Origin of the sequence: Lactobacillus sp. LL6 (assembly GCF_007570935.1) — a bacterium.
In the GTDB taxonomy this organism is placed as follows: domain Bacteria; phylum Bacillota; class Bacilli; order Lactobacillales; family Lactobacillaceae; genus Lactobacillus.
Genome location: NZ_VLLR01000002.1, coordinates 251855 through 278613 on the forward strand (window position 1 = coordinate 251855; position 26759 = coordinate 278613).

Annotated in this window: 3 protein-coding genes; all 3 read right to left on the reverse strand. The window is 38.2% G+C overall.

Annotated features, from left to right (window positions below):
- Positions 1 to 168 precede the first annotated feature (168 nt).
- The 3 genes from FOD82_RS09570 to FOD82_RS09580 all read right to left on the reverse strand — a co-directional run bounded on the left by FOD82_RS09570 (position 169) and on the right by FOD82_RS09580 (position 26692).
- Positions 169 to 15084 (reverse strand): YSIRK-type signal peptide-containing protein, encoded by a 14916-nt coding sequence (locus FOD82_RS09570; protein WP_144356289.1) that lies wholly within the window; start codon positions 15082 to 15084, stop codon positions 169 to 171.
- 239 nt (positions 15085 to 15323) lie between these two features.
- The gene (locus FOD82_RS09575) at positions 15324 to 18392 is read right to left on the reverse strand and encodes a hypothetical protein (protein ID WP_144356243.1); all 3069 of its coding nucleotides are present in this window, start codon (positions 18390 to 18392) and stop codon (positions 15324 to 15326) included.
- Between the two features lie 491 nt (positions 18393 to 18883).
- Positions 18884 to 26692, reverse strand: a complete 7809-nt coding sequence (locus FOD82_RS09580; RefSeq protein ID WP_144356244.1) for a hypothetical protein — start codon at positions 26690 to 26692, stop codon at positions 18884 to 18886.
- Between the last annotated feature and the right edge of the window lie 67 nt (positions 26693 to 26759).

The following is a 26759-nucleotide window of genomic DNA, read 5'->3' on the forward strand; positions in this document are numbered from 1 at the left end:
TGTTTTTTTGCAATATTTGTAATAAATCATAGTAATTCAGTAATATTTGTAATTTTACAGAAAAACTAACTATTATTTTTATACTACAAAAAAGGTAATATAGGAATCCTGCCTATATTACCTTTTTAACATCTTGCTCTATTGCAATCAGTAATTTACTTACTTGATTTAATCCTTCTTACGACGCTTCTTCACACCTGCAAGTCCAATCAAACTGAGTCCTGCTGCTGCTCCTCCTAAAAGGGCTGCTGCAGTATCCGTCTGCTTTTCTCCTGTTTGTGGAAGTTGCTTAGTGTAATGTGGATTGCCGTTCTTGTCAACGTAACCAATAATCTCACCGTTTGGTGCAACGATATTGCCATTTGCATCTACATGTTCTCCATGTGGTCCAATATTATTGCTCCAACCATTTACTGTTTGGCCGTGTGGGGCAACGTTATTGTTCCAATAGCCGTTTTGGGCATGTGGTGCATTATTGTAGTTGTAGTTATTAGTCTTCTTTGGTGTTGAAGGCTTTGGCTTGTTGCTATCACGATGCTTCTTTGGTCTTGTTGGCTTGTCTGGCTCATCCGGTGTATCAGGTTCATCTGGTTCTACCGGTGTTGTCTTCTTAGTGTATACAACTTCAGTATCCTCAGTTGGATCAGTTGGTGTCACTGTATTTTGACTTGGGGTATAGCCATCAATGATTGGTACATTTTCATCTGGCACTACCTTAGTTGGATCCTCTGGATCGTTCTTGTATTGTGGTGTTTCTGCTCCTGGGATTGGATTATGATCTGGATCCACTGGAACGATCTTGCCGATCTTGTGGTAAACAACAACTACTTCCGCATTTGGATCATTTGGCGTTACTGTCTTACCGCCTGCTGTCTTGATCTCTGCGACGTAGCCCTTGATTACTGGAACATTAACTGTGCCAAATGTGTAGCTGTTTTCACTTGGTACTCCATCTGTGATTGTAAATGTGTGTGTTTGTACATCTGAATCTCTAAGTGGAGTGTTGTTATTGTCTCCATCTACAAAAGTAATCGTTTGCTTACCTACCACTGTAGTTACTGATGGTTCTGGTGTTGGAGTTACTGGGGTCACTGGAGTTGTCTTAGCAGTGTAAGTTACAGTGTATTCACGGTTGATGTTATTATCTGAACTAGTTACTGTGTCTCCACCAACTACACTCTTATCAGCTGTATAACCTTCAATAACCGGTGTATTGATCTTGTTGTAAGTTTGACTGTTTGGAGTCCAGCCTTCATCCTTAACAACCTTGCCAGTTACCTTATCAATTACTAAGTGGTGTTCAAATGTAACTGTAGTTACGCTGTCTTTTGGTGTGTTGTCTCCTGCACCTGTGTAGTGAACTGTTTGAGTACCAGTCTTAGTCAAACTATCCTTATCAGTGTCACTTGGCCACTTAGGTCCATTTGGATCGTTAGGGTTGATTGGTTCACCAGGTTTTCCTGGGTTAGTTGGGTTTACTGGAACTATATCATGTTCTACATAAATAGTTACCACTTGTGAACCTTTAGTGATGTCACTTGGAATAGTTACATCTGGGTTGATCACCTTGTAACCCTTGTTGGTCAAGTTAGTGATTACTTCATTCTTGTTGTAGTCGACCTTTTGACCTACTTCTTGTTCTCCTGAATTATAACCGTAATCTGGAACATCTTTACCAGTTGTATTGTCATGGACCTTCACAATCACTTGTCCCTTATCTGCTGGGATTGGGGTGTAGATGACTGGAGTATCTTCACCAGGATTATCTGGTGTTACTGTTGGTACTTCTGGTGTGTAACCTGGAATACTTGGTACTGGTTCATTTGGTGTTACCTTAGCTGGGTTATTTGGATCTGTTGGGTAAGTTGGGTTATCAACGTTTGGAATCTTATTGCCATTTGGATCTACTGGAACAATATGACCATTTGGCTCGTAGCTTACTACAACTTTGTAACTGTCAGAATCATGGTTCAAAGTTACGCTCTTGATTGAACTTGTACCTTCGCCGTCTTTACTGATAGAAGTTACGTGGTAATTTTCTACAAATGGAACGTTTTGACCGTTTACAGTTTGGTCTGAACTCCAAGTAAGTGGTGTAGTCCATTTACCTGTTACCTTGTCCATTACTCCTTGAGCGGTGAAGTGAACTGTTTGTTCTACTGGTGCATGAACTTCCTTGCCGTTATTATCAACAAAAGTAATAGTTCTTGTGACATCCTTAGATACATTGCCTGATTCACTTGGCCACTTAGGTCCATATGGATCGTTAGGATTGATTGGTTCACCAGGTTTTCCTGGGTTAGTTGGGTTAACTGGAACTGTATCATGTTCTACATAAATAGTTACATTGGTATTGCCCTTAGCTACTTCACCTGGAATAGTTACTTCTGGGTTGACTACCTTGTAGCCTTTGTTTTCAAGGTCAGTGATTGTGGTCGTCTTATCATAAGTGAACTTAGTACCAGCATCAACACTTCCTGAAGTCTTACCATAATCTGGAATGTCCTTACCAGTTGTGTTGTCATGAACAATTACAGTAATTGAACCCTTATCTGGAGTTGGGGTTACTGGATTGAATGGTACTGGGACATCCTTGCCTGGATCCTTTGGATCTGGTGTGATGTTGCTTCCTGGCTTATTGTTTGGATCCTTTGGTGTCCAGTTATCTGGAACATTTGGCACGATACCGGTATCAACCTTAGTTGGATCTTTTGGATCTGTTGGGAAGGTTGGGGTATCTGTTCCTGGGATATGGTTGCCTTCTGGATCTACCGGAACGATCTTACCATTTGGTGTGTAAGTTACTACATCAGTAATAGTTGGATTATCAACTGTTGCAGTACCTTCTCCAGCAGTCTTCTTATCTGCATGGTAGCCGTTAACTACCGGAGTATTCACACCATTGAAGCTATGGCTTCCAGTCCATGAACCTGTATTTACAAACTGACCAGTCACATTATCAAAGACGATCGTTCTAGTAAATGCATCTGGAACTGTTACTGTCTTGGTTTCATCAGCTTTTGAACCATCACTGTAGTGGTAGATAACTGTTTGAGTTGCACTCTTAGTTAGATCATCCTTGCTGGTGCCTTGTGGATACTTAGGTCCATCTGGATTATTTGGATCTACTGGCTCTCCTGGCTTGCCCGGCTTATCTGGAGTTACTGGGGTAGTTGTGTGCTTCAAGTAAAGAGTAAATGTTTGATCAGTATTATCATCATTATCAAACTTGCCAAATTCTACTGTATCAAAATCTACCTTGCTTTCTGCGCCATTGCCAGCCTTGTAGCCATCAATTACATAGCCCTTCTTGAGCAATTGATCTACAAAACTCTTAGAACCATCAAAGGCAATAGCTGAATTTGGCATACCAGAATCGCTGTAGCTGCCCATTGTAATTGGGTTTGCAGGATCATTTCTATCAATGATCGTCAAGCTTGCTTTTTGAGCATTTTCAACTGGAGCCTTCTTATCCATAGTAATAACAATACTGCTATTGTTATTCTTTGGAGTTACAGTTTCACTCGCAATTTTACCAGTATTATCTACATTGGCGTTTGTGTTTGTTTCCTTAACACCAACAATGTTGTACTTAGTGGTATCGATACCTGGAACTTCTTCAAAACTGCTGTCTTCTGGAGTCCAAGTGATATCTCCATTACCAGTTACATTGCCATCTTTATCTACTATTACTAAGCGACCAGTTACTAAGTCTACTACACCATTACCGTTAAACTTAACTTCTTGATGAACTGGACTTTGGGCTTGTGAACCATCTGTGTAAACATATGTTACATCACGAGTCACTGTCTTAGTTAAGTTTTGTGGCTGGTAGTTGTCTGGATACTTAGGTCCATCTGGATTATTTGGATCTACTGGCTCTCCTGGTTTGCCCGGCTTATCTGGAGTTACTGGGGTAGTTAAGTGAGCTAAATGAACTTCAAACTTGTTTTCACCATTAGTAAATACTTCTTTACCATCATCAAAGTTGTTAGATACCAGCTTGTATCCCATTGATTCATAGTGAGTGATCCTATCCTTAGTAGTGTAAGAAATGTTTTGTCCTACTACACCGCTGAAGTTGCCGCCTTCAAGAACATTGCCTGTAGTGTCATCAATGTAAGTGATTGAACCATTAGCTGCAACCGGAGTTTCTGGTTTCTTAGTCAAAGTAATAATGATATGACTGTCAGTACTATTATGCGTTACATCTTCACCGCTTACTGAAGCATTATCCATATTTACATTGGCATTAGTACCATTTTCTTTAACACTTGAAATGTAGTAACCATTCAAGTTGAAACCTGGAACTTCTTCAAAACTGCTGTTTTCTGGAGTCCAAGTGATCTGACCGCCTGGGGTGATCTTGCCATCTTTATCAACAGTTACCAACTGATGGGTTACCTTGTCATAAGTACCGCTTCCTGTGAAGTGGACTTTTTGTACTTGTGGTTGCGGAGCAACAGTACCGTCTGTGTAAACATAAGTTACAGTTCTAGTAATTGTCTTATCCAAATCATCTTTAGTGTAGCCTGCACCTGGATTATCTGGATTTACCGGAGTTGTATCATGAACAAAGTGCAATTGGAAAGTATTGCCATTTGGATCTTTAACATAAGTTTGCTCACCATCTTTGAATGGATTATTGCCAACTAGCTTGTAGCCTAATCCTTCATAATAGCTTACACGGTCACTAGTAGTGTAGTCGATCTTGTCGCCAACTTGACCACCAAAGTTTGCAGTTTCCATTGTTCTACCATTATCAGTATCATCAATGTAAGTTACAGAACCTTTAGTATTTTCAACTACTGCGTTCTTAGTGTAATGAACTGTGTATTCACGGTCGATCTTGCCATCTGTTGCCTTAACTGTCTCACCGCCAGCACTTACCTGGTCTGCAGTGTAGCCTGGAATAGTTGGTGTACCAATATTTTGGTAAGTTTGAGTAGATGGTGTCCAGCCATTATCAGTTGTCTTTCCAGTTACCTTATCGATTGTCATTGAGTGAGTAAATGTAACTGTAGTTACACTATCCTTTGGAGTATCCTCACCTGCACCGGTGTAGTGAACTGTTTGCGTACCAGTCTTAGTTAAACTGTCCTTATCAGTGTCACTTGGCCACTTAGGTCCATCTGGATCGTTAGGGTTGATTGGCTCACCTGGCTTGCCTGGATTATCTGGGTTTACCGGAACAATATTGTGTTCTACGTAAATAGTTACATTGGTATTGCCCTTAGTAATTTCACCTGGAATAGTTACTTCTGGGTTGATCACCTTGTAGCCCTTGTTTTCAAGGTCGCTAACTGTAGTTTGCTTATTGTAATCAAACTTAGTTCCAACGTCTTGGCTACCTGAAGTCTTGCCATAATCTGGCAAGTCTACATTATCAGTTACATCATGAACAATAACATTGATTGAACCTTGATCAGGTGCTGGTGTCACTGGATTGAATGGTACTGGGACATCTTTGCCTGGATCCTTTGGATCTGGGTTGATATTATCGCCTGGCTTATGGCTAGTTGGTGTCCAGTTATCTGGAACATTTGGCACGATACCTGTATCTACCTTAGTTGGATCTTTTGGATCTGTTGGGAAGGTTGGAGTATCTGTTCCTGGGATATGGTTGCCTTCTGGATCTACTGGAACAATATGACCATTTGGTGTGTAAGTTACAACTACAGTCTTGTTCAAATCATCTGGAGTTACTGTTACTCCACCGGCAGTTGCCTTATCTGCATGGTAGTTTTGAACGACTGGAGTAGTTTCTTCATCAAACTTGTGACTGTTTTCATTCCAGCCAGAATCTTCAACGATCTTGCCAGTTACATTATCAAATGTAATAGTTCTAGTAAATGTAGTAGTTTGAACTGCATCCTCAGGAGTCTTATCACCAGCTCCTACATAGTGGACAGTTTGAGTACCAACACGCTTTACACTGTGTTCATCAGTGCCTGATGGATACTTAGGTCCGCTTGGATTAGTAGGATCTACTGGATCCCCTGGGTGACCTGGCTTATCTGGAGTTACAGTAGTTGTACCGTGTACTAAGTACAATGTGAAGGCTTGGTCAGTATTAGGATCATTATCAAAATTACCAAATGTTACATCGTTAAATGAATTTAGTTTAGTTTCTGCACCATTACCTGCCTTAAAGCCATCAAGGATGTATCCACGCTTGATCAAATCTTGAACATAATCTTGTGAACCGTTGAATGAAATTGCAGTATTTTCCTTACCACTATTATTGTAAGTATTCATAGTGATAGGGTTTGCGGCATCATTTCTATCAATAATAGTCAGATGAGCTAATTGGTCAGTTGGAGCAGGCTTTGCATTAGGAGTGTAGATAATAGTTGCATCTTGAACTGTATCAGTTGGGTTAACAGTTAAACCATTTACACTACCATCATCATTTGCATTGATAGTACCTGAGATGTAGTAGCCATCAACCTTGTGAGCTGCTACTTCTGCCATCTTATCATTATCGCTTGTCCAAACAATTGAGCCCTTGCCAGTGATGTTGCCATCTTTATCAATAGTTACCAAGTTTCCTGTTACAAGGTCGATCGTCCCTTCACCATGGAAGTTGACTGTTTGTGTTTGATCAGCTAGACCATGTGCATCTGGCTTAGTGCCATCTGTGAAGATGTACTTGATGTTACGAGTAAGAGTCTTTTCCAGATCAGTCTTGGCAAGTCCTGGTTGAGGGTTCTTGTTAGATGGATTATCTGGATGATTTGGATCTACTGGGTGATCTGGGTCAACTGGCTTGTCTGGTGTTACTGGACGAGTTGTGTGCTTGACGTGGATCGTGACAACTGTATTGCCCTTTGTGATCTCAGCTGGGATAGTCCCATCTGTTGATACATATTCATAACCACGCTCTTCAAGGCTATGCAAATCAGTATCTGAATTGTAAGTTACCTTAGTGCCAGTTTCTACATCACCAGTATTAGTACCCACACCTTGAATGTCAACACCGTCAGTATCATCGTGGAACTTAACGATCAATGAACCTTGCTCTGCCTTTTCATCCGGTGCATAAGTTACATTTACGGTGTAGTCTGAACCATCATGTGAAGTTTTAGCTGAATCTACATTAGTGTTGTCAGTTGAATCCTTATCAACACTTACTACATGGTAGCCAGGAATCTTAGGACTGTTCTTTGAACTAAATTCTTGATCTTCTGACCAAGTGAGCGGAGTTGTCCACTTGCCAGTTACCTTATCAAGAACGCCTTTAGCTGTGAAGTTGACTGGCTGCTTGACATCTTCTGGTGTGTATTCACCAGCGCCTTGGTAGTGAATAGTACGAGTGATGGTCTTTTGAAGGTCATCTTCACTAGTACCATTTGGATACTTAGGCTGATCCTTTGGATCTCTTGGATCGTTAGGGTTGATCGGCTTGTCTGGCTCTCCTGGATTATTAGGATCTACCGGAGTTGTACCATGCTTCAAGTGGATAATGAAGTTGTTCTTTGAAGCATCTTTATCAAAGATTTCAGTACCATCAGTATAATCACTTGAGACAAATACGTAACCCTGGTTGACAAAGTTATTGATCTTGTCTTGGCTGGTGTAAGTGATGTTTGTACCAACTTCGCCGCTTAAGTCATCAGATCTAAGATCCTTGTTAGTTGTATCATCATGATATACAACCTTACCTGTTGTTGTTTCTGCAGTTGGGGTTGGATCCTTTTCATAAACTACAGTTACTGTGTAGTCATTATCGCCATGCTTGATAGTTGAAGCATTAACATTCTTGCCATCAGTTGAATCCTTATCGACACTCTTAACATGATAGCCTGGGATCTGCGGTGTTGTAACTGCAGCTACTGTTTGATCACTTGACCAAGTAAGCGGTGTTGTCCACTTGCCAGTTACCTTGTCAAGAACGCCTTTAGCTGTAAAGTTGACTGGCTGCTTGACATCGTTTGGAGTGTATTGATCTGCTCCTTCATAGTGCACAGTACGAGTGATGGTCTTTTGAAGGTCATCTTCACTACTGCCGCTTGGATACTTAGGCTGATCCTTTGGATCTCTTGGATCATTAGGGTTGATCGGCTTGTCTGGCTCTCCTGGGTTATCTGGGTTAACTGGAACCGTATCATGTACCAGATGAACTTCGAAGTTATTCTTTGAAGCATCTTCGTTATAAACTTCTTTGCCATCAGTAAAGTTATTAGATACAAGCTTATAACCCATGTTTTCATAATCGGTGATCTTATCCTGGCTAGTGTAGCTGATCTTTTCTCCAACTTTGCCCTTGAAGCTATCTGACTTCAATGTTTGACCAGTTGTATCATCGATATACTTGATGCTTCCTGTTGTATCTTCTGCAGGAGTTGGAGCTGGGGTCTTGGAGTAAACTACCGTGACAGTCATGTCTTTATCACTTGGAGCAACAGTTTGTCCAGCAACACTGGTCTTATCAACTGTATCGTAGCCTACTTCCTTAGGATCTTTAGAAGCTACTTCTTTAAAGCTGCCTGAAACTGGATTCCAAGCACGATCACCATCTTGTGTATCAGCCTTGCCATCGCCATTAGTATCATAACCAAGAAGGTCTCCTGTTACCTTATCAACGATTGCAGTACGAGTGAAGTTGACATGTTCTACTTCTTGACTTGTACCATCTGGTGCACCATTGACCTTGTTACCCTCATCATCTACATAGTTGATAGTTCTAGTAACAGTCTTATTCAAACTAGTTTCATCAACTCCGTCTGGATACTTAGGACCGTCTGGATCACTTGGGTTGACTGGATCAGTTGGCTTCTTAGGATCATCTGGTTTAACTGGGATAGTTTGATGGCCGTAGTAAACAACTACATTGGCATCTTGAGTATCTCCAGTTACAGTAACATGATCGACCTTTTCTTTATCTGGAGCAGTGTAGCCATGACTTGATAAATCAGGAGACTTAACTTCAGCCCAATCACCAGTGTTCCAGCCTTCTGGGTTCTTAGAATCAACAGTGTAAGTCTTGCCGTCTGCACTGACTTTTCCGTAGCCTACAAAGTTGCCGTTATTATCAGTAATGCGATCACGGTGAAGAGTTACCTTTTGTGTCTGTGGCTCAGCCAAACTGCTTGGGATATCCTGACCTGTCACACTGTCTTTGTAAGTGATGGTCCGAGTTACATCCTTGGTTTCGTCAGTTGCCTTGTAAGTAGTTACTGGTGTTTGTGGAGTATGACGGTAAGTTACAGTAATATCTTGGAACTTGCTGTCTGGCAAGACACTAGTTGATGAAACTGTTGGTATATCTACACTGTCAAACTTCTTGCCATCCTTATCTTGAACACTGGCTGGAGTTTGTGAATCAACTTGGTCAAAGCTTGCGCTGTTTGGCATCCAAGCACGAGTTGCATCTTGAGTATCTGCCTTGCCATCGTTATCAGTATCATAACCCACGATCTTGCCAGTTACCTTATCAACGATCGCATGCTTAGTGAAAGTTACACTTTGAGTATAGTCACTCTTGCCATCTGGAGCACCATTTACTGCAGTAGTTGTACCATCATCATTTACACCTACATAGTGGATATTGCGAGTTACAGTCTTTTCAAGGTCTTCTTTAGTCAAACCTTCTGGATATTTAGGACCTTGTGGGTCATCTGGATTGACTGGATCAGTTGGCTTTTTAGGATCATCTGGAGTTACTGGAACATAAGTATGATCATAGTAAACATTGATCGTTTGATCCTTAGTATTGCCATCAACTGTCTCATGAGCGACCTTTTCCTTGTCAGGAGCAGTATAACCGTGACTTGATAGGTCTGGTGACTTAACTTCTGCCCATGACTTGTCATCAGTTGTCCAATCATCACTTGGAGTAAATGTCTTGCCATCTTCAGAAATAGTTCCATGACCAACTATCTTGTTATTATTGTCTAAAACTACCTGACGAGTGATCTTCGCAGTTTGGGTAGTTGGATTATCCTTGATCAAGTCTGCTGGGATCTTTTCTCCAGTTTGCTTGTCATAGTAGTTGATCGTTCTAGTGACAGTCTTTTCTTCTGGAGTAGCTGCGTAGTGGTAAGTAGTATCTGCAGGCTTTAAGCTGTAGATCACATTAACTGTTAAATCATTTGCATTATCTGGAACTGATACTTCATATTTCTTAACGCTTCCGCTGCCGCCATCATATTCCTTCTTATCTACATGGTTAAAGATGTAGTCATTACTATTGAATTCAATGTTTGGACGCTCTTGAGTTGAAGCGAATTCATAGCTGTTGCCGTCAGAAGTCTTGCCATCAACTGTCTTAGTCCAAGTAATACCCTTTGATTGATCTTCAAGCGGAGTCAGATCAGTTGCAGACTTGACAAACTTGTTAGTTACCTTGTCAACGATGCCGCTACCCTTGAACTCAACAGTTTCTGTCTTAGAATCTGCGATCTTGTTTCCTTGTTCATCAAGGTAGTTGATCGTTCTAGTTACTGTCTTATCAAGGTCGCTCTTGGCATATCCTGCACCTGGGTGTTCAGGATCTACTGGAGCTGTATCATGAACTAAGTAAATAGTGAAGTCTTGGCTCTTTGAAGCATCATTATCAAATTCTGGGAACTTGATGCTGTCTTGAGAATCACCGATTGAGCTATTGTCGGCATCATTTACAGCACTATCAAACTTATATCCAGCATTGATAAAGGTATCTACCAAACTCTTCTCACTTGGGAAGGAGATCTGGGTGCCGCTGTTGCCATCAGCTGTCAAACCATCGATCAAAGTCTTGTTAGCAGTCTTATCAACGATCTTCAAACTTGCATGTTGTATATCTGGAGCTTGAGGAGTGTAGATAACATTGATTACTTGGTTTTGACCAGCAACAGGCTTAGCAAAACTTACATTGGTTTGATTTGGAGTATAACCTTTGACATCTGGTGATTTAACATCAGTGAAACTATCCTTATCTGGAGTTGAGCTCTTTACTTCACCAGTTACAGCATCAAATACATTAGTAAAGGTGATAGTTTGAGTTGGGCTATCATCAGGAGCTTTAGTACCATCTGACATAATGTAGTGGACTTTAGCAGTTGATGGAACTTTTTCAGTCTTTTCATTATGGTCAAGATAGATCTTGAAGCTTTGAGTATTGTTGTCAATATCATCAAACTCTGGGAAGCCGCTGCCATCAGCAGGATTATAAGTGATCTCCTTGGTACCATTAGTAGTATCTTCAGCGTTGACATACTTGTAACCGTTATTAAGGTAGGCTTGAACTGTTGGGGTCAAACCATCAAAGCTGATCTTAGCACCGCTTGTTCCATGAGGATTTTCAAAGCTGCCAAGTACCTTGTTGTTGGTCTTGTCGATCACTTCAACTGTAGCCTTTTGTGGGGTTACTGGAGTATCAACTGGTGAATAAGTTACAACTGTGTATGGATTCTTGCCGTATTCAGTCTTTTCACCTGGAACGTTCTTGGTTGATTCAGTATAGCCTGCAAGTTCTGGAGTTGGAACATCTTTGTAGTTTGGTGTTTCTGTTGTCCAGTCTCCGCGTGTAACTGTACCAGTTACCAAGTCAGTCTTGTCAGTCTTAGTCCAGTTGACGGTTTGAACATCATCTTTAGGTGCCGCTGGCTTATCTGGCTTGTTGCCTTCAACGATGTAGTGAACTGTAGAAGTTGTGGTACCCTTTTCAGTATTAGTATCAAACTTGTGAGCTAAGTAAATAGTAAAGTTTTGAACATCGCTAGTATCAGTGTTGAACTTGCCATAGTCAATACTTGAGGCTCCTCCAATGTCAGTGCCGGTGATGTCACTTACATTCTTAAGGTCTTGAATTGGAGTACCTTCTACTGCCTTAACAAATTCATATCCTGAGTTAAGGTAGGATTGCAATGCCTGCTTTGAACCATCTGCGTCTTCTGATGGCGCACCCTTAACAGTAAAGATGATCGACTTGTCGCTTTCACCATTGTAGTTAGTAAAGTAAGTCAAAGTCTTGGCTGGTTGTGGGTTGTCTTTATCTGTAATATCTACGATAGTTACCTTAGCCTTTTGAAGGTTTTGGTCAGGATCATAGATAAAGGTTGCAGAGTGATCCTTAGAAGTTGGATCTACCTTGATCTCAACTGCGCCATCACTTACTGGAGATGACTTACCATCGTTATATACATACTTGAGCTTGTAGCCTGGGATCTCTTCTGGTGTAAAGTGTTCAAGTGTGTCACTTTCTGGAGTCCAAGTGATTGATTCTTCACCAGTCAAAAGATCCTTAGTTCCATCACCTTTGAAGGTCACAGTTTGAGGTGCTTTAGAGTAAGTCTGAGTAGAACCATTGCCCGGCTTGCCTTCTACATCTGAATCAGTAAAGATGTAGTGGAAATTACGTTCTACTGTTTCAGTCTTGTGGATCGGTTGAGTTTCGTGACCGTAGTAGATGTTGTATACACGACTTGTGCCAAGGTCTTCTGGAGAAATGTTCCAGCTCGCTACTCGGCTACCATTATCTGGGGTTTCAGCTGTCGCATTCAATCCACCAGTTGGAGCAGTGTAATGTTGGGCAGTTAGATCTGGAGAGTTTTTGATTAAAAATCCAGTAGTTCCATCTTTAGCAACCCATCCTTCACCAATATCACCGTTGTTGTTAAGGCGGTAGCTTGTACCATCAGAATTTACAGTACCATAACCAATAAACTTACCGTTGTTATCAGTAATAGTACTACGAGTAAAGGTAGCAGTTTCAGTCACTGGATTAGAAACCTGAACATCACTCTTATCAATTACACTTTGAGGTATACGTTGTCCAGTTACCTTGTCGTAGTAGTTAATAGTACGAGTAACTGATTTTTCTTCAGTAGTAGCCTTGTAAGTTGGAGTGGTTGGTTTGGTGGTTTTATACCAAACAGTTACTTCTACATCATTCGAATTATGATTTATATTTGGTACTTCTTTTACATTCCCATTACCATCATTGTATGAAGAATCTTCAACACGGGTAATTGTAAAATTATCAATTGCGGGAGAAGTCACTGAATTAAAAGTACCATTATCGCTATTAGTTCCTTTAAGAACCCAAGTATATGGGTCACTTTGATTAGTAACTTCAGTTGTACTATCTGGACCAGTTACGTACTTGCCAGTAGTCTCATCTAAGTAAGCAGTACCATTAAAAGTTAAGCTAGTACGGTAAGTTGGAGATGCAGTTTCACCTGGAGTATGACCGCTACCATCATTTCCCTCATATTTGTAGTTAACTGTTTCATTAACAGTCTTCATAGTTGTTTGAGAGGTAATAACATGTTTAGGCGTATTCTTCTTATATAAAATAACTAAATTATCATTTGCAGGTGAACTACCGTTAGTAATGGCAGTATGGTTCTTATCATTTACATGATAATCTTCACCTACCATTAAAGTTTTTTGCCCTACTAGTTCTTGTTTAGGATTAGTTGGAGTACCATAATAAACCTTTACATATTGATTTCCTTTTTTATCAATATATTTACGCTCTACGGTAGTAATAGTTTTTCCATAAAGATAATCAGTCATCAATACCCCAATTTGGTATTTACCAACAACTGTACTACTTAATCTACCAGAATATGGAGTATTAATTTCATCTTTGTTTTGTTGCACTACTGAAGAGTTAGCATATTTACTCAATGCCTCTTCAGGAGAAACATATGTGTAATCAGGAATATCAAGGACAGCATTTTCAATATTATAGTGTTGTGAAGAAAGACCTGTTTGACTATATTCAGGGTGAACTTCCTCACCAGTATCTATATCAAGATAACGAATATGCTGAGTTACTTTAATTGGAGTATGAGTAGCCCAAATTGCACCCTCTCCATCATCTGAGTATAAGTCTTTTTCATAAAGTTCAGTAGCTAAATTACCTACTAAGCCAGCAGAACTCTGATTGACACTATTAGGATCGGTTATACGATAATTAACAATCGTACCTTCGTCCATAAAGTGACTATCAAGCATTCCTTTATAGCCATCACCAGTACCATGTATTACTCCAGCTGCGTTTTTATCTTTAACATAGTAATAAACATTGTCCCCTGGATTATTACGATCTGTCCAAAAAGTGACAATTCCACCGTGTTTAGTTTGGAATTGAGCAAATGTAATTAAATCTTTTGCTACATTTTTCCCTGAAATAGTAGCGGGAGCGCCACTTGGAACAGCATATTTATAAGTTGGATCAGTATAAGTAATACTTGGATTATCATCATTAGCACTAGTTTGAACAGCTAATGATGCTTTAAGTAATTGAGAAACTTGCTTTTGACTTAACTTTTGAACATCAATTTGATTATCTTTATCATTTAAATCATTTATAGTAGTTTTAAGCAAATTAGTTTCAGCAGTCGATAAACTAGCTTTTTCAGTTTTTCCTTCTAATCCAGTTTTAGAAATATCTATCTGCTTATCTGTTACTATATTTTTATCTGAATTTATATTCTTTTTAGCTATATTACCCGCTGTGCCTTTAGATGAAAGAGCATCTTCTGGTAATGCAGCTTTAGTTGTAGAAGTTCCATCCTTAGTAATTTGTATATTACTTTGGTTTTGTTGTTCAACAGTTTTTGCTTTTTGTTTTTGAATCTCAAGTGCAGCTTGAGTATTTTGATTTACTTCATTGTTTTCAGTATTTTTTGATACAGACCTATTACTTTTTTCAGTATCTGTATTAATACTTTCTTGGCTATCATTTAATGTTGTAGTATTTTTATTATCTTCAACACTATTACTTTTTTCGTTTACTTTTTTATTATCAGTATTTTTCTCTGTAGTATCTACTCCAACATCAATGTTTTGATTTACATTAGCAGCATCAAAAGTAGCATCTTGACTACTGCTTTGAACTTGAACTACTGCTTTTTTAGCAACAGAAGTATCTACTGATGAATCTACTTTTTGACTATGACTTTCATCAGTAATATCTTTGTCTTCATTGTTACTTGTATCAGCATGAACAGTGGCAGAATTTGCACCCATCCATAAAGATGTTCCTAATAAAACGGAAGCAGCTCCGACTGTAAGCTTTCTAATCCCAAAATGGGATTGACGCTCTGCAGCTTCTTCCATTCTTTTAATATGATTATTTTTTGAAACCATATTCAGCCTCCAAAATCCTATTTTCCTTAATTTTTATACTTTAATCATAACACTTTACCATATTAAAAAACATGAAACAATAAAAGTATTCATACCAATTAAATGCTAGTTTCTTTACATAGTGATTAAATTAATAATAATGTGAAACAAAAAAGACAAGTCATCAACTAATCAATTATATTGATTTTAGATAACTTGTCTTCTTATTAATTATATAATTTTATTTCTTACTTTTCTCTTCATCTCTTTTTGCGTTTCTTCACACCTGCAAGTCCAATCATGCTAAGTCCTGCAGCTGCTGCACCAATAGCTGCATCTACTTCACTTTGCTTATTATTAGAACCTGTTTGTGGAAGTTGCTTAGTGTAATGTGGATTGCCGTTTTTATCGACATAGCCAATAACGGTACCATTTGCTGAAACAATATTGCCATTTGCATCTACATGTTCACCATGTGGTCCAATATTATTGCTCCAGCCATTTACTGTTTGACCATGTGGAGCAACACCATTATTCCAATAACCGTTTTGAGAATGCGGACCAATGTTATTGTTCCAATAGCCATTTTGACCATGAGGTGCATTATTATAATTGTAATTATTCTTTGGTTTCGATGGCTTTGGCTTATTATTTTCATGATGTTTCTTCGGCTTAGTTGGTTCACTAGGCTCATCTGGCTCACTAGGTTCATCTGGTTCCACTGGCGTAGTCTTCTTAGTGTATACAACTTCAGTATCCTTAGTTGGATCAGTTGGAGTTACTGTATTTTGACTTGGAGTGTAACCGTCAATGATTGGAACATTTTCATCAGGTTCAACTTTAGTTGGATCATTAGGATCATTCTTATATTCTGGAGTTTCAGCACCTGGAATTGGATTATGATCTGGATCTACAGGCACAATCTTACCAATCTTATGATAAACAACTACAACATTTGCATCAGGGTTTTGTGGAGTTACTGTCTTTCCGCCAGCAGTTTTAATTTCTGCAACATAACCCTTAATTACTGGAACAGTAATTTTACCAAAGGTGTAGCTATTCTGATCAGGTACACCATTAGTAATAGTGAATGTATGTGTTTGAACATTTGGATCCATTAATGGGGCATCATTATTGTCACCATCTAGAAATGTAATTGTTTGTTTACCAACCACCGTAGTTATAGTATCAGTTGGTGTAACTGGAGTTACTGGAGTTTCATTCTTAGTGTAAGTAACCGTGTAATGACGATTGATATCAGAATCACTAGCCGTTACTGTGTCTCCACCTACTACACTCTTGTTTGGAGTATATCCTGAAACTGTTGGAGAAGTAATCTTCTGATAAGTTTGAGAAGCTGGAGTCCATCCATCATCTTTAACTACTTTGCCAGTGACCTTATCAACTACTAAATGATGATCAAATGTAATAGTGGTTACACTTTGCTTAGGAGTTTGATTACCAGCACCTTCATATGTGACTGTTTGAGTACCGGTCTTAGTCAAAGCATCTTTACCAGTATTATCTGGCCATTTTGGTCCATCTGGGTCATTTGGATTAATTGGCTCACCCGGTTTGCCTGGGTTCTCTGGATCCACTGGGACTAAGTCATGTTCTACATAAATCGTTACCTTTTGTGAACCCTTGCTAATTTCAGGTGGGATAGTCACATCTGGATTGATTACCTTATAACCTTGGTTCTCAAGATCAGTAATAACCTTAGTCTTATCATAATCAACTTTATCGCCGACTTTTTGTTCACCAGAGTCATAACCGTACTTTGGAATATCAGTATTTGTTGTATTGTCGTGAACAACAACGATTACTTGACCCTTATCTGCTGGAATTGGAGTGTAGATAACTGGAGTATCTTTGCCAGGGTCCTTTGGTGTTACCGTTGGCACTTCTGGAGTATAACCTGGAATGGATGGAACTGGTTCATTTGGAGTTACCTTAGTAGGATTGTCTGGGTTAGTTGGATATTGTGGAGTTGGTGCGTTTGGAATCTTATTTCCTTCTGGATCAACTGGAACAATGTGTCCATTTGGTTCGTAAGTAACTACCACTTTATAACTTGTATCATCATGAGTAAGAGTTACAGACTTTACCTCAGTATTACCATCACTACCATCTTGAGTAATATTAGTTACGTGATAATTTTGAACAACTGGTACACTCTGAGCGTTAATAGTTTGAGCTGGGCTCCAAGTAAGTGGAGTAGTCCACTTACCTGTTACCTTGTCAAGTACACCATGAGCGGTAAAGTGAACAGTTTGTTCAACTGGGCTATGAACTTCTTTACCTTCATTGTTTACGAAAGTAATTGTTCTAGTAACATCTTTACTCAAATCTTTGTCATTTGTATCTTCCGGCCACTTTGGTCCATCTGGGTCATTTGGATTAATTGGCTCACCTGGTTTGCCTGGGTTCTCTGGATCCACTGGGACTAAGTCATGTTCTACATAAATTGTTACCTTTTGTGAACCTTTGCTAATTTCAGCTGGGATAGTAACATCTGGATTGATTACCTTATAACCTTGGTTCTCAAGATCAGTAATAACCTTAGTCTTATCATAATCAACTTTATCGCCGACTTTTTGTTCACCAGAGTCATAACCGTACTTTGGAATATCAGTATTTGTTGTATTGTCGTGAACAACAACGATTACTTGACCCTTATCTGCTGGAATTGGAGTGTAGATAACTGGAGTATCTTTGCCAGGGTCCTTTGGTGTTACCGTTGGCACTTCTGGAGTATAACCTGGAATGGATGGAACTGGTTCATTTGGAGTTACCTTAGTAGGATTGTCTGGGTTAGTTGGATATTGTGGAGTTGGTGCGTTTGGAATCTTATTTCCTTCTGGATCAACTGGAACAATATGTCCATTTGGTTCGTAAGTTACAGTTTCTTCAACCTTAAGCTTGTCTGGAGTTACTGTCATACCACCAGCAATTTCTTTATCTGCATGGTACCCTTCAATTACTGGAGTCGTTACTGTATTAAACTTATGATCACTTGGAGTCCAACCATTGTCTTTAATAATCTTACCTGTTACCTTATCAATTATCATATCATGGGTAAACTCGGTAGTTTCTACATTATCCTTAGGAGTTTGACTACCGGCACCTTCATAATGGATTATTTGAGTACCAGTCTTAGTCAAAGCATCTTTACCAGTATTATCTGGCCACTTTGGTCCATCTGGATCATTTGGATTAATTGGTTCACCTGGTTTGCCTGGGTTTTCTGGAGTTACTGGTACTAAATCATGTTCTACATAGATTGTTATCTTCTGTGTACCTTTGCTAATTTCAGTCGGGATAGTCACATCTGGGTTAATTACCTTATAACCTTGATTCTCAAGATCAGTAATAACTTTTGGTTTATCATAATCGACTTTATCGCCGACTTTTTGTTCACCAGAATCATAACCGTACTTTGGAATGTCAGTATTTGTTGTGTTATCGTGTACAACAACGATTACTTGACCTTGTTCATTTACACTTGGAGTATATGGAACTGGAGTATCTTTAGTTGGATTATCTGGAGTTACTGTTGGTACTTTTGGAGTGTAACCTGGAATTGTTGGAACTGGCTCGTTTGGAACTACCTTAGTTGGATCATTTGGATCATTCTTGTAGCTAGGTGTTGGTGCATCAGGAATTTCTTTTCCGCTTGGATCTACTGGGACGATTTTACCAATTTTAGCATAAACAACAGTCGCTACAACATTTGGATTTTCATGAGTTGCAGTTAATCCACCAGCTACAAACTTGCCATCATTATTAATATAGCCGCTAACTGCTACATAGCCATCAATTACTGGTACAGCAACTGTATCATAAGTATGGGTTTGTTCATTCCACTTACCTTGTGAAATGACTTCTCCTGTAGTTTCATCAACTGTATCACCACTATAAGTGAAAGTAGAAGTCTGTTTATTTTGTTGATAAATTTTTTTCCACTTTCATCAACAAATTTAACTATTTGACTTGATGGAATAGTTTGCTTATTTTCAATAGTCGTTCCATTTGGTGCATAAGTTACAATTACCTTATAACTGCTATCAGTATTTTTAATAGTAGCTGCTCCAACATTATTACCATCCGCATCTTGGCTTACACTTACGACATGATAACCCTTTACAGTTGGTGAAACTTGAAGTGGAACTTCTTCGCTAGTCTTATCCCAAGTCAAAGGTGTGATCCATTTACCAGTTACTTTGTCTAAGACACCACTTTCAGTAAACTTAACTGTTTGTACAACTGGTGCTGCAACTGTCTTACCAGTATTATCAACATAATCAATAGTACGAGTAATAGTCTTGGTCAAACTATCTTTACCAGTATTATCTGGCCACTTTGGTCCATCTGGGTCATTTGGATTGATTGGCTCACCTGGTTTGCCTGGATTAGTAGGATTTACTGGAACAGTTTCATGTTCTACATAAATTGTTACAGTTTGATTGCCTTTGACTATTTCAGACGGAATAGTAATAGTTGGGTTAATTACTCTATAACCCTTATTTTCAAGATCAGTAATCGTAGCTGCCTTATCGTACGTAAACTTAGTTCCTACTTCTTCATTACCGCTTGATTTTCCATATTCTGGCAAGTCTTTATTGTCAGTTACATCATAAACAGTAACAGTAATTGAACCTTCATCTGTTGTAGGAGTTGGAGTTACTGGTTTGAACGGAACTTCTACATTCTTAGATGGATCTTCTGGATTTGGATTAATCGAATCACCAGGTTTTTCATTTGGATTTTCTGGAGTCCAAGTATCAGGAACGTTAGGTACAATTCCGGTATCTACCTTAGTTGGATCGTTTGGATCAGTTGGGAAGGTTGGAGTATCAGTTCCTGGAATATGTTTACCTTCTGGATCTACTGGAACAATTTTACCATTTGGATAGTAAATAACCTCATCTTTTACATTTGGATCTTGAGGAGTTGCAGTTAATCCGCCAGCTTCCTTCTTATTTGCATGATAACCTTGAACTACAGGAGTTGGTACCTTTTCAAACGTTGTGCTTGTTGGTGTCCAATCAGTTGTAGTAATGATTTTACCTGTTACATTATCAAAAGTAATTGTTCTAGTAAAGGCTTTGTCTTTAGTCATTACTTTAGTGGTATCAGGCTTAGAATTATCACTATAATGATAAGTAATAGTTTGTGTAGCATTTTCTACTACATCACTTTCAGAAGTTCCAGCTGGATATTTTGGCCCGTCTGGATTATCTGGATTTACTGGGTCACCTGGATGTCCCGGCTTATCTGGTGTTACAGTTGTTGTAATATGTACTACATATAAGATAAACTTTTGTTCAACCTTACTATCATTATCATAATTACCAAATTTGATTTCATTATAATTGGTTGGATTACTTTCTTGACCATTATCTGAAATAAATCCATCTAACTTATATCCCATAGTAAGCAACTGGTTTACATAAGCTTCAGAACCACTAAAGGTAATTGGAGTATCTGCTTTACCATTTGCATCATAGGTATTCAAAGTAACTAAGTTCTTTGGATCATTTCTATCAATAATCGTAAATTGAGCTACTTGGTTTTCTTGAGTTGGAGTTGGAGGAGTTTCACCCTTTGAATATACAACAGTTACCACACTATTACTATCTGCTGGAGTTACAACTTCTGCACCCACTGTAGGCATATTTACTGAACTATAACCAATCTCACTTGGATCTTTTGATTTTACTGCATCAAAGGTAGATGAAACAGGACTCCATGCGCGATCCCCTTCATTTACACCAAGATCAACTTTGCCATCATTATTTGTATCATAGCCAAGTAACTTTCCTGTTACTTTATCTACAATTGCAGTGCGAGTAAAGGTTGCTTCTTGCTTATAAGTATCTTTACCATCTGGTGCCCCGTTAACCTTATCTCCTTCAGTATTAACGTAATTGATGGTACGTGTAATAGTCTTATTCAATTGATTCTTATCAACGCCATCTGGATATTTTGGTCCATCAGGATCTTGCGGATTAATTGGATCGTTTGGTGTCTTCGGATCATTTGGTTCAACTGGAATAGTTTGATGACCATAGTAAACTACTACTTTACTATTTTCAGTTGTTCCAGTTACAGTCACTTCTGGCACAACCTTAATATCAGGAGCTGTGTAACCATAATTTTCCAAATCTGGTGAGGTTACTTCTGACCAGCTACCTGTAGTCCAACCAGCTGGATTATTAGGGTCAATAGTATAGGTTTCACCATTTTCAGAGACAGTTCCATATCCAATAAAGTTACCATTACTATCATTGATTCTGTATCTAGTAAGAGTTACAGTTTGGGTTTGTGGTTTTGCCAAATTTTCTGGAATAGCAGTATTAGTTACACTATCCATATAAGTAATATTACGAACTACTTCTTTTTCTTCTTTAGTTCCCTTATAAGTTGTTGTAGGAGTAGTACCAGTATTACGATAAGTTACTGTAATGTCATTAAACTTGCTCGTTGGCAATACACTAGTTGCAGGAACAACTGGTATATCGACTGAGTTAAATGGCTTGCCTTCCTTATCAAGAACACTGGATGGAGCTTTAGAATCAACTGCTTTAAATTCAGTGCTATATGGAATCCATGCACGACTTGAGTCTTCAATATCAACCTTACCATCGTCATTTGTGTCATAACCTAAAATCTTACCGGTTACTTTATCCACAATTGCATGTTTAGTAAAGGTTACTGTTTGGACATAGTCACTCTTACCATCAGGAGCACCATCAACTGGAGTGGTTGTACCATCGCTATTAACTCCAACATAATGAATTGTACGACTAACAGTTTCTTCAAGGTCTTGTTTAGTTAAACCATCTGGATACTTAGGGCCATCTGGATCATCTGGGTTAATTGGAGTATTTGGATTTTGTGGATTATTTGGTGTTACTGGGATTGTTTCATGACCATAGTAAACATTAATAGTTTGATCCTTAGTGGATGAATCAACAGTAACATGCTCAACATCTTTAATATCAGGAGCTGTGTAACCATATTTTGTCAAATCTGGTGAAACAACTTCACTCCAAGACTTATCATCAGTTGTCCAACTATCATTTGGAGTAAAGGTCTTCCCATCTTCAGAAATACTACCATAGCCAACAACATTACCTTTATTATCTAATACGATTTGGCGAGTAATTGTAGCATTTTGAATTACTGGATTATCCTTAATTAAGTTAGCAGGGATTCGTTCTCCTGTAACTTTATCATAATAGTTAATAGTCCGAGTTACTGTCTTTTCTTCAGGATTCTTACTATAGTGATAAGTAGTTCCTTCTTGCACTGGATTATAAACTACATTAATAGTCAAGTTATTTACATCATCTGGTGCAGTAACAGTATATGCTTTAACACTACCGTCTCCTCCATCATACGTTGCATTGTCAACATGATTGTAGTTATAAGTAATATTGTTATATTCAATGGTTGGACGCTTTTGAGTAGCTGGGAAGCTATAACTATTGCCATCCTTAGCTGAACCACCATCAATTGTATAAGTCCAAGTTAACTTACCATCTTCATTAATAATATTGCCATCTTTATCTACATTTACAAGTTTATTAGTTACTTTATCTCTAATTCCTTGCCCTACAAAGACTACTGTTGAATTATTTGAATCTGCAATCTTAGTGCCATTTTCATCTACATAATTAATGGTCCGAGTTACTGTCTTTTGAAGGTCAGATTTAGTATAACCAGCACCTGGATTATCTGGATTTACTGGTGCAGTATCATGAACTAAGTAAATAGTGAAATTTTGACTTTTACTTGCGTCATTATCAAATACTGGGAACTTAATATTGTCAGCACTTGATCCAATAGAAGTATTGTCATTGTCATCAATTGCACTATCAAACTTATACCCATTATTAAGGAAAGTTTCTACAATACTTTGTTCACTTGGAAAGACAATTTGGGTTCCTGCATCCCCTTGATCAGTCAAACCAGAAACCAAAACTTTGTTTTCTGTCTTATCAACAATCTTCAAATTTGCATGTTGGAGTGCTTGAGATTCTGGAGTATAAATAACATTTACTAATTGATCTTGTCCAGCAACTGGTGCGGAGAAGGTTACTGTTTCTTGGCTTGGAGTATATCCAGAAACTTTTGGAGAATTTACTGGGGTAAAACTAGTCTTATCAGGAACAGAACTCTTAACTTCACCAGTTACAGCATCAACAGTATTAGTGAAGGTAATGGTTTGCTTAGGACTATCGGCAGGAGCTTTAGTACCATCTGACATAATATAGTGAACTTGAGCAGTAGATGGAATTTTTTCTTCTTTTGTACCGTGGACTAAGTAAATCTTAAACTTTTGAACATTGTCTTTGATATCATCAAAGTCTGGCAACTTCCAACTATCCTTACCATCTTGAATAGAAGTACCTGGTTCACCATCTGTAACATTAAAGGCACTATTAAATACGTATCCACTATTAATGTAAGCTTGAACTGTAGGATCTAATCCTTGGAAAGTAATTTGAGTCCCTGCAACACCATCGTCATTATTAAAGGTACCTAAAACCTTGTTTTCAGTTTTATCAATTACCTCAATAGTAGCCTTTTGAGCAGTTACTTCAGATGGAGTATTTGGTGTATAAGTTACAATAGTGTATGGGTTTTTACCATATTCAGTCTTTTCACCAGGAACATTGTCAAGTGATGGAGTGTAATCTGGAATAGCAGGTGTTGGAACATCCTTATATTGTTTAGTGTCAGTTGTCCAATCTCCATAAGTAGTTTCACCAGTTACTAAGTCAGTTGTATCTGTCTTGGTCCAATCGACAGTTTGAACATTATCTTCGGGTGCCTTTGGCTTGTTTTCAGCATTTCCTTCAACTAAGTAGTGAACTGTTGAGGTGGTAGTACCTTTTTCAACATGTTTACTTGTGCCATGCTTCAAATAAATAGTGAAGTACTGAATTTCTGGCTTATCCCAGAAGTCTCCGTAAGAAACTGTGACATCCTTACCACTACCACTTGAAATACTTGTCCCTGTAATTTGATCTGCGCTTGTTGCATCTTGAATTACATTGCCTTCAACCGCTTTTACAAATACATATCCAGAATTTAAGTATGAAGTAAGGGCTTGTTGTGAACCATCAATAGTAGAATTGTTTACAGTAAATTTAATTGGCTCACCAGCTTCTCCATTATAGTTAGTGAAGTGAGTAAGCTCTTTATTATGCTCATCCATATCTACAATAGTTACACGTGCTTTTTGAATAGTTGGATCTGGATCATAGATAAAGGTTGCAGAGTGATTTTGAGAATTTGGTGTTACAGTGATTTCGACTGCCCCATCTTTAACTGGGGATGATTCACCATCGTTATAAACATACTTAAGCTTATAACCAGGAATTTCTTGAGGAATAAATTGAGCCAAAGTACCACTTTCTGGTGTCCAAGTTACATTTTCTTGTCCAGTTAATAAATCCTTAGTTCCAGTTTCTTTAAAAGTAACAGTTTGAGGAGCTTTAGAATAAGTCTTATCACTGCCATTGCCAGGCTTTCCTTCTACATCTGAGTCAGTAAAGATATAGTGGAAAATACGCTTAACAGTTTCAGTATTATTAATTGGTTCAGTTTGGTGACCATAATAAATATTGTAAACACGGTCGCTATCAGTTGGTTGAACTGACCATGCTGGGACTTCAGAACCATTTTCAGTACTTGAAGCAGTAGCGTTAAGACCACCAGTTGGAGCAGTGTAGTATTGAGAAGTTAAGTTTGGTGAAATAACTTCATTTAAAGTATTAGATTGTGTAGTCCAGCCATCAGCATAGGTTGTAGTTGTTGGAACATACTTTCCATCTACAACGGTACCATATCCTACAAACTTATTATCTTGATCATATACTTTACTTCTTGTAAAAGTTACATCACCTAAGGTTGGATTAGTAACATTAGATCCGGCTTTCTTTATTACATCAGCTGGAATTGGTTGACCAGTAACTTTATCATAATAGTTAATAGTACGGTGAATAACTTTTGATTCAGTTTCTGCATGATAAGTATCAGTTGGAGTTGGAGGAGTAGACTTAGTACGATAGAAGAATACAAAATCTCGATACCCATTCTTAGATGTATTGATTCCGACAGCACTTGCAGTATGATGTTCATTATCTACTCCGTATCCACCACCAAAGAATGTTTTTGGTGGCAAATCCAATCCGCTCAGACCATCCATATTTGGTGCTGCTCCGGGTACAGTTCCTCCCTTCATTAAAATTGGTCTTTGTATAATAGCTCCATCTTCCGTATAAGAATCAGCACTTAATAAAACATAAGAGTTCATATCTACAGTACCCTTATTATCAGTTTGCTGAGAAATATAAACTAGTGGAAATTGATATGAATTTTCTGCGAAAGTCAAATCACCTTTACGGTCATTAGCAACAACACCTGTTAATGGTTCATCCCAAACATCTCCAGCTTTAATTTCTATACCGTTATTAGTCATAATGACTTTATTTATTGCCGCATCAGAGATGTTAGATGAAGTATATGTCTGGTTATATAAATCTTTACCAGTAGCTTTAACATCTTTAGGAATTACTCGCTCATAAGTTTTACCATCGAAAGTGACTTTATTTGGTGCTGCATTGGTTAAATCATACTTAGAATTCGAATAAATATCCTTTGAAGTAAATTGCTTCATAATTTCACCAGTATCAGCATTGACATATGTAACTGTTTGATTTGTCATGGTTTTAATTATGGCAGCTACACCTGGTTTATTATCAGCCTGAAGTGGTATAGGAATATTTTCTCCATCAACAAAAAAAGTATCAAATTTACCAACTTGACCGTTTGTAATTACTTCACCTGAATAATAAGTTTTATTATTTACTTTATCTGTAAATCTATATCTATTATAGACATACCCATCAACAGTTTTTGAAGCTTTTGTTTCATCAAATTGTCCGCCTTCAAAAGCACTATGAGGATAAACATTTCCTCTAGAAATAGCGTAATACCTATGTGTATGTGCATCAGCTTCAGTTAACTTAGTTACGAATTTACCATTTCTATAAAAATATAGTGTCTTTCCAGGATCATCAATATCTGTAGTATATATAAAGTTAGAATTTGTACGAGCATCACGAGTTTTTTCATACACTAGTTGTCCATTATATATATAAGTTGAATCTTGTGTATAAGTAAAATCCGGTGTAAAAGTATCCAAATCTACCGGCGTATCGCTTGCACTATTAGTATTACTTGAATTGTTATCAACAAATGATGCATTGAGCAGCTTCTTTAATTGTGCAGCACTATATTTAGATAAGTCAGTTTGTTTATTTGCTTGATCAATTTTAGCAATAGTAGCCTCAATCTTAGTTAGTTCCTCGGGTGTAAGGTCATTTTTTTCTGTTACACCGCTTAAACCAGTTTTAGAAATATCGGTTTCAGATTTGGCATCAGTTTTAGCTGATTGAGTCTTATCAGTATTTGCCACTTGTTGTTTATTAGCAGTTTTTAAAGCATCAACAGCAGCACTTTTAGCTAATTTGTTATCAGAAGTTTGATTCAAATTAGTTTGATTATTAGTACTTTGTTCTGCTTTAGCAGCTTTTTGCTTTTGAATTTGCAAAGCAGTATTTGTTTTTTGCGTATTTTGAGTAGAAGCAGACTTAGTAGTTTGAGTAGTCTTATTATTT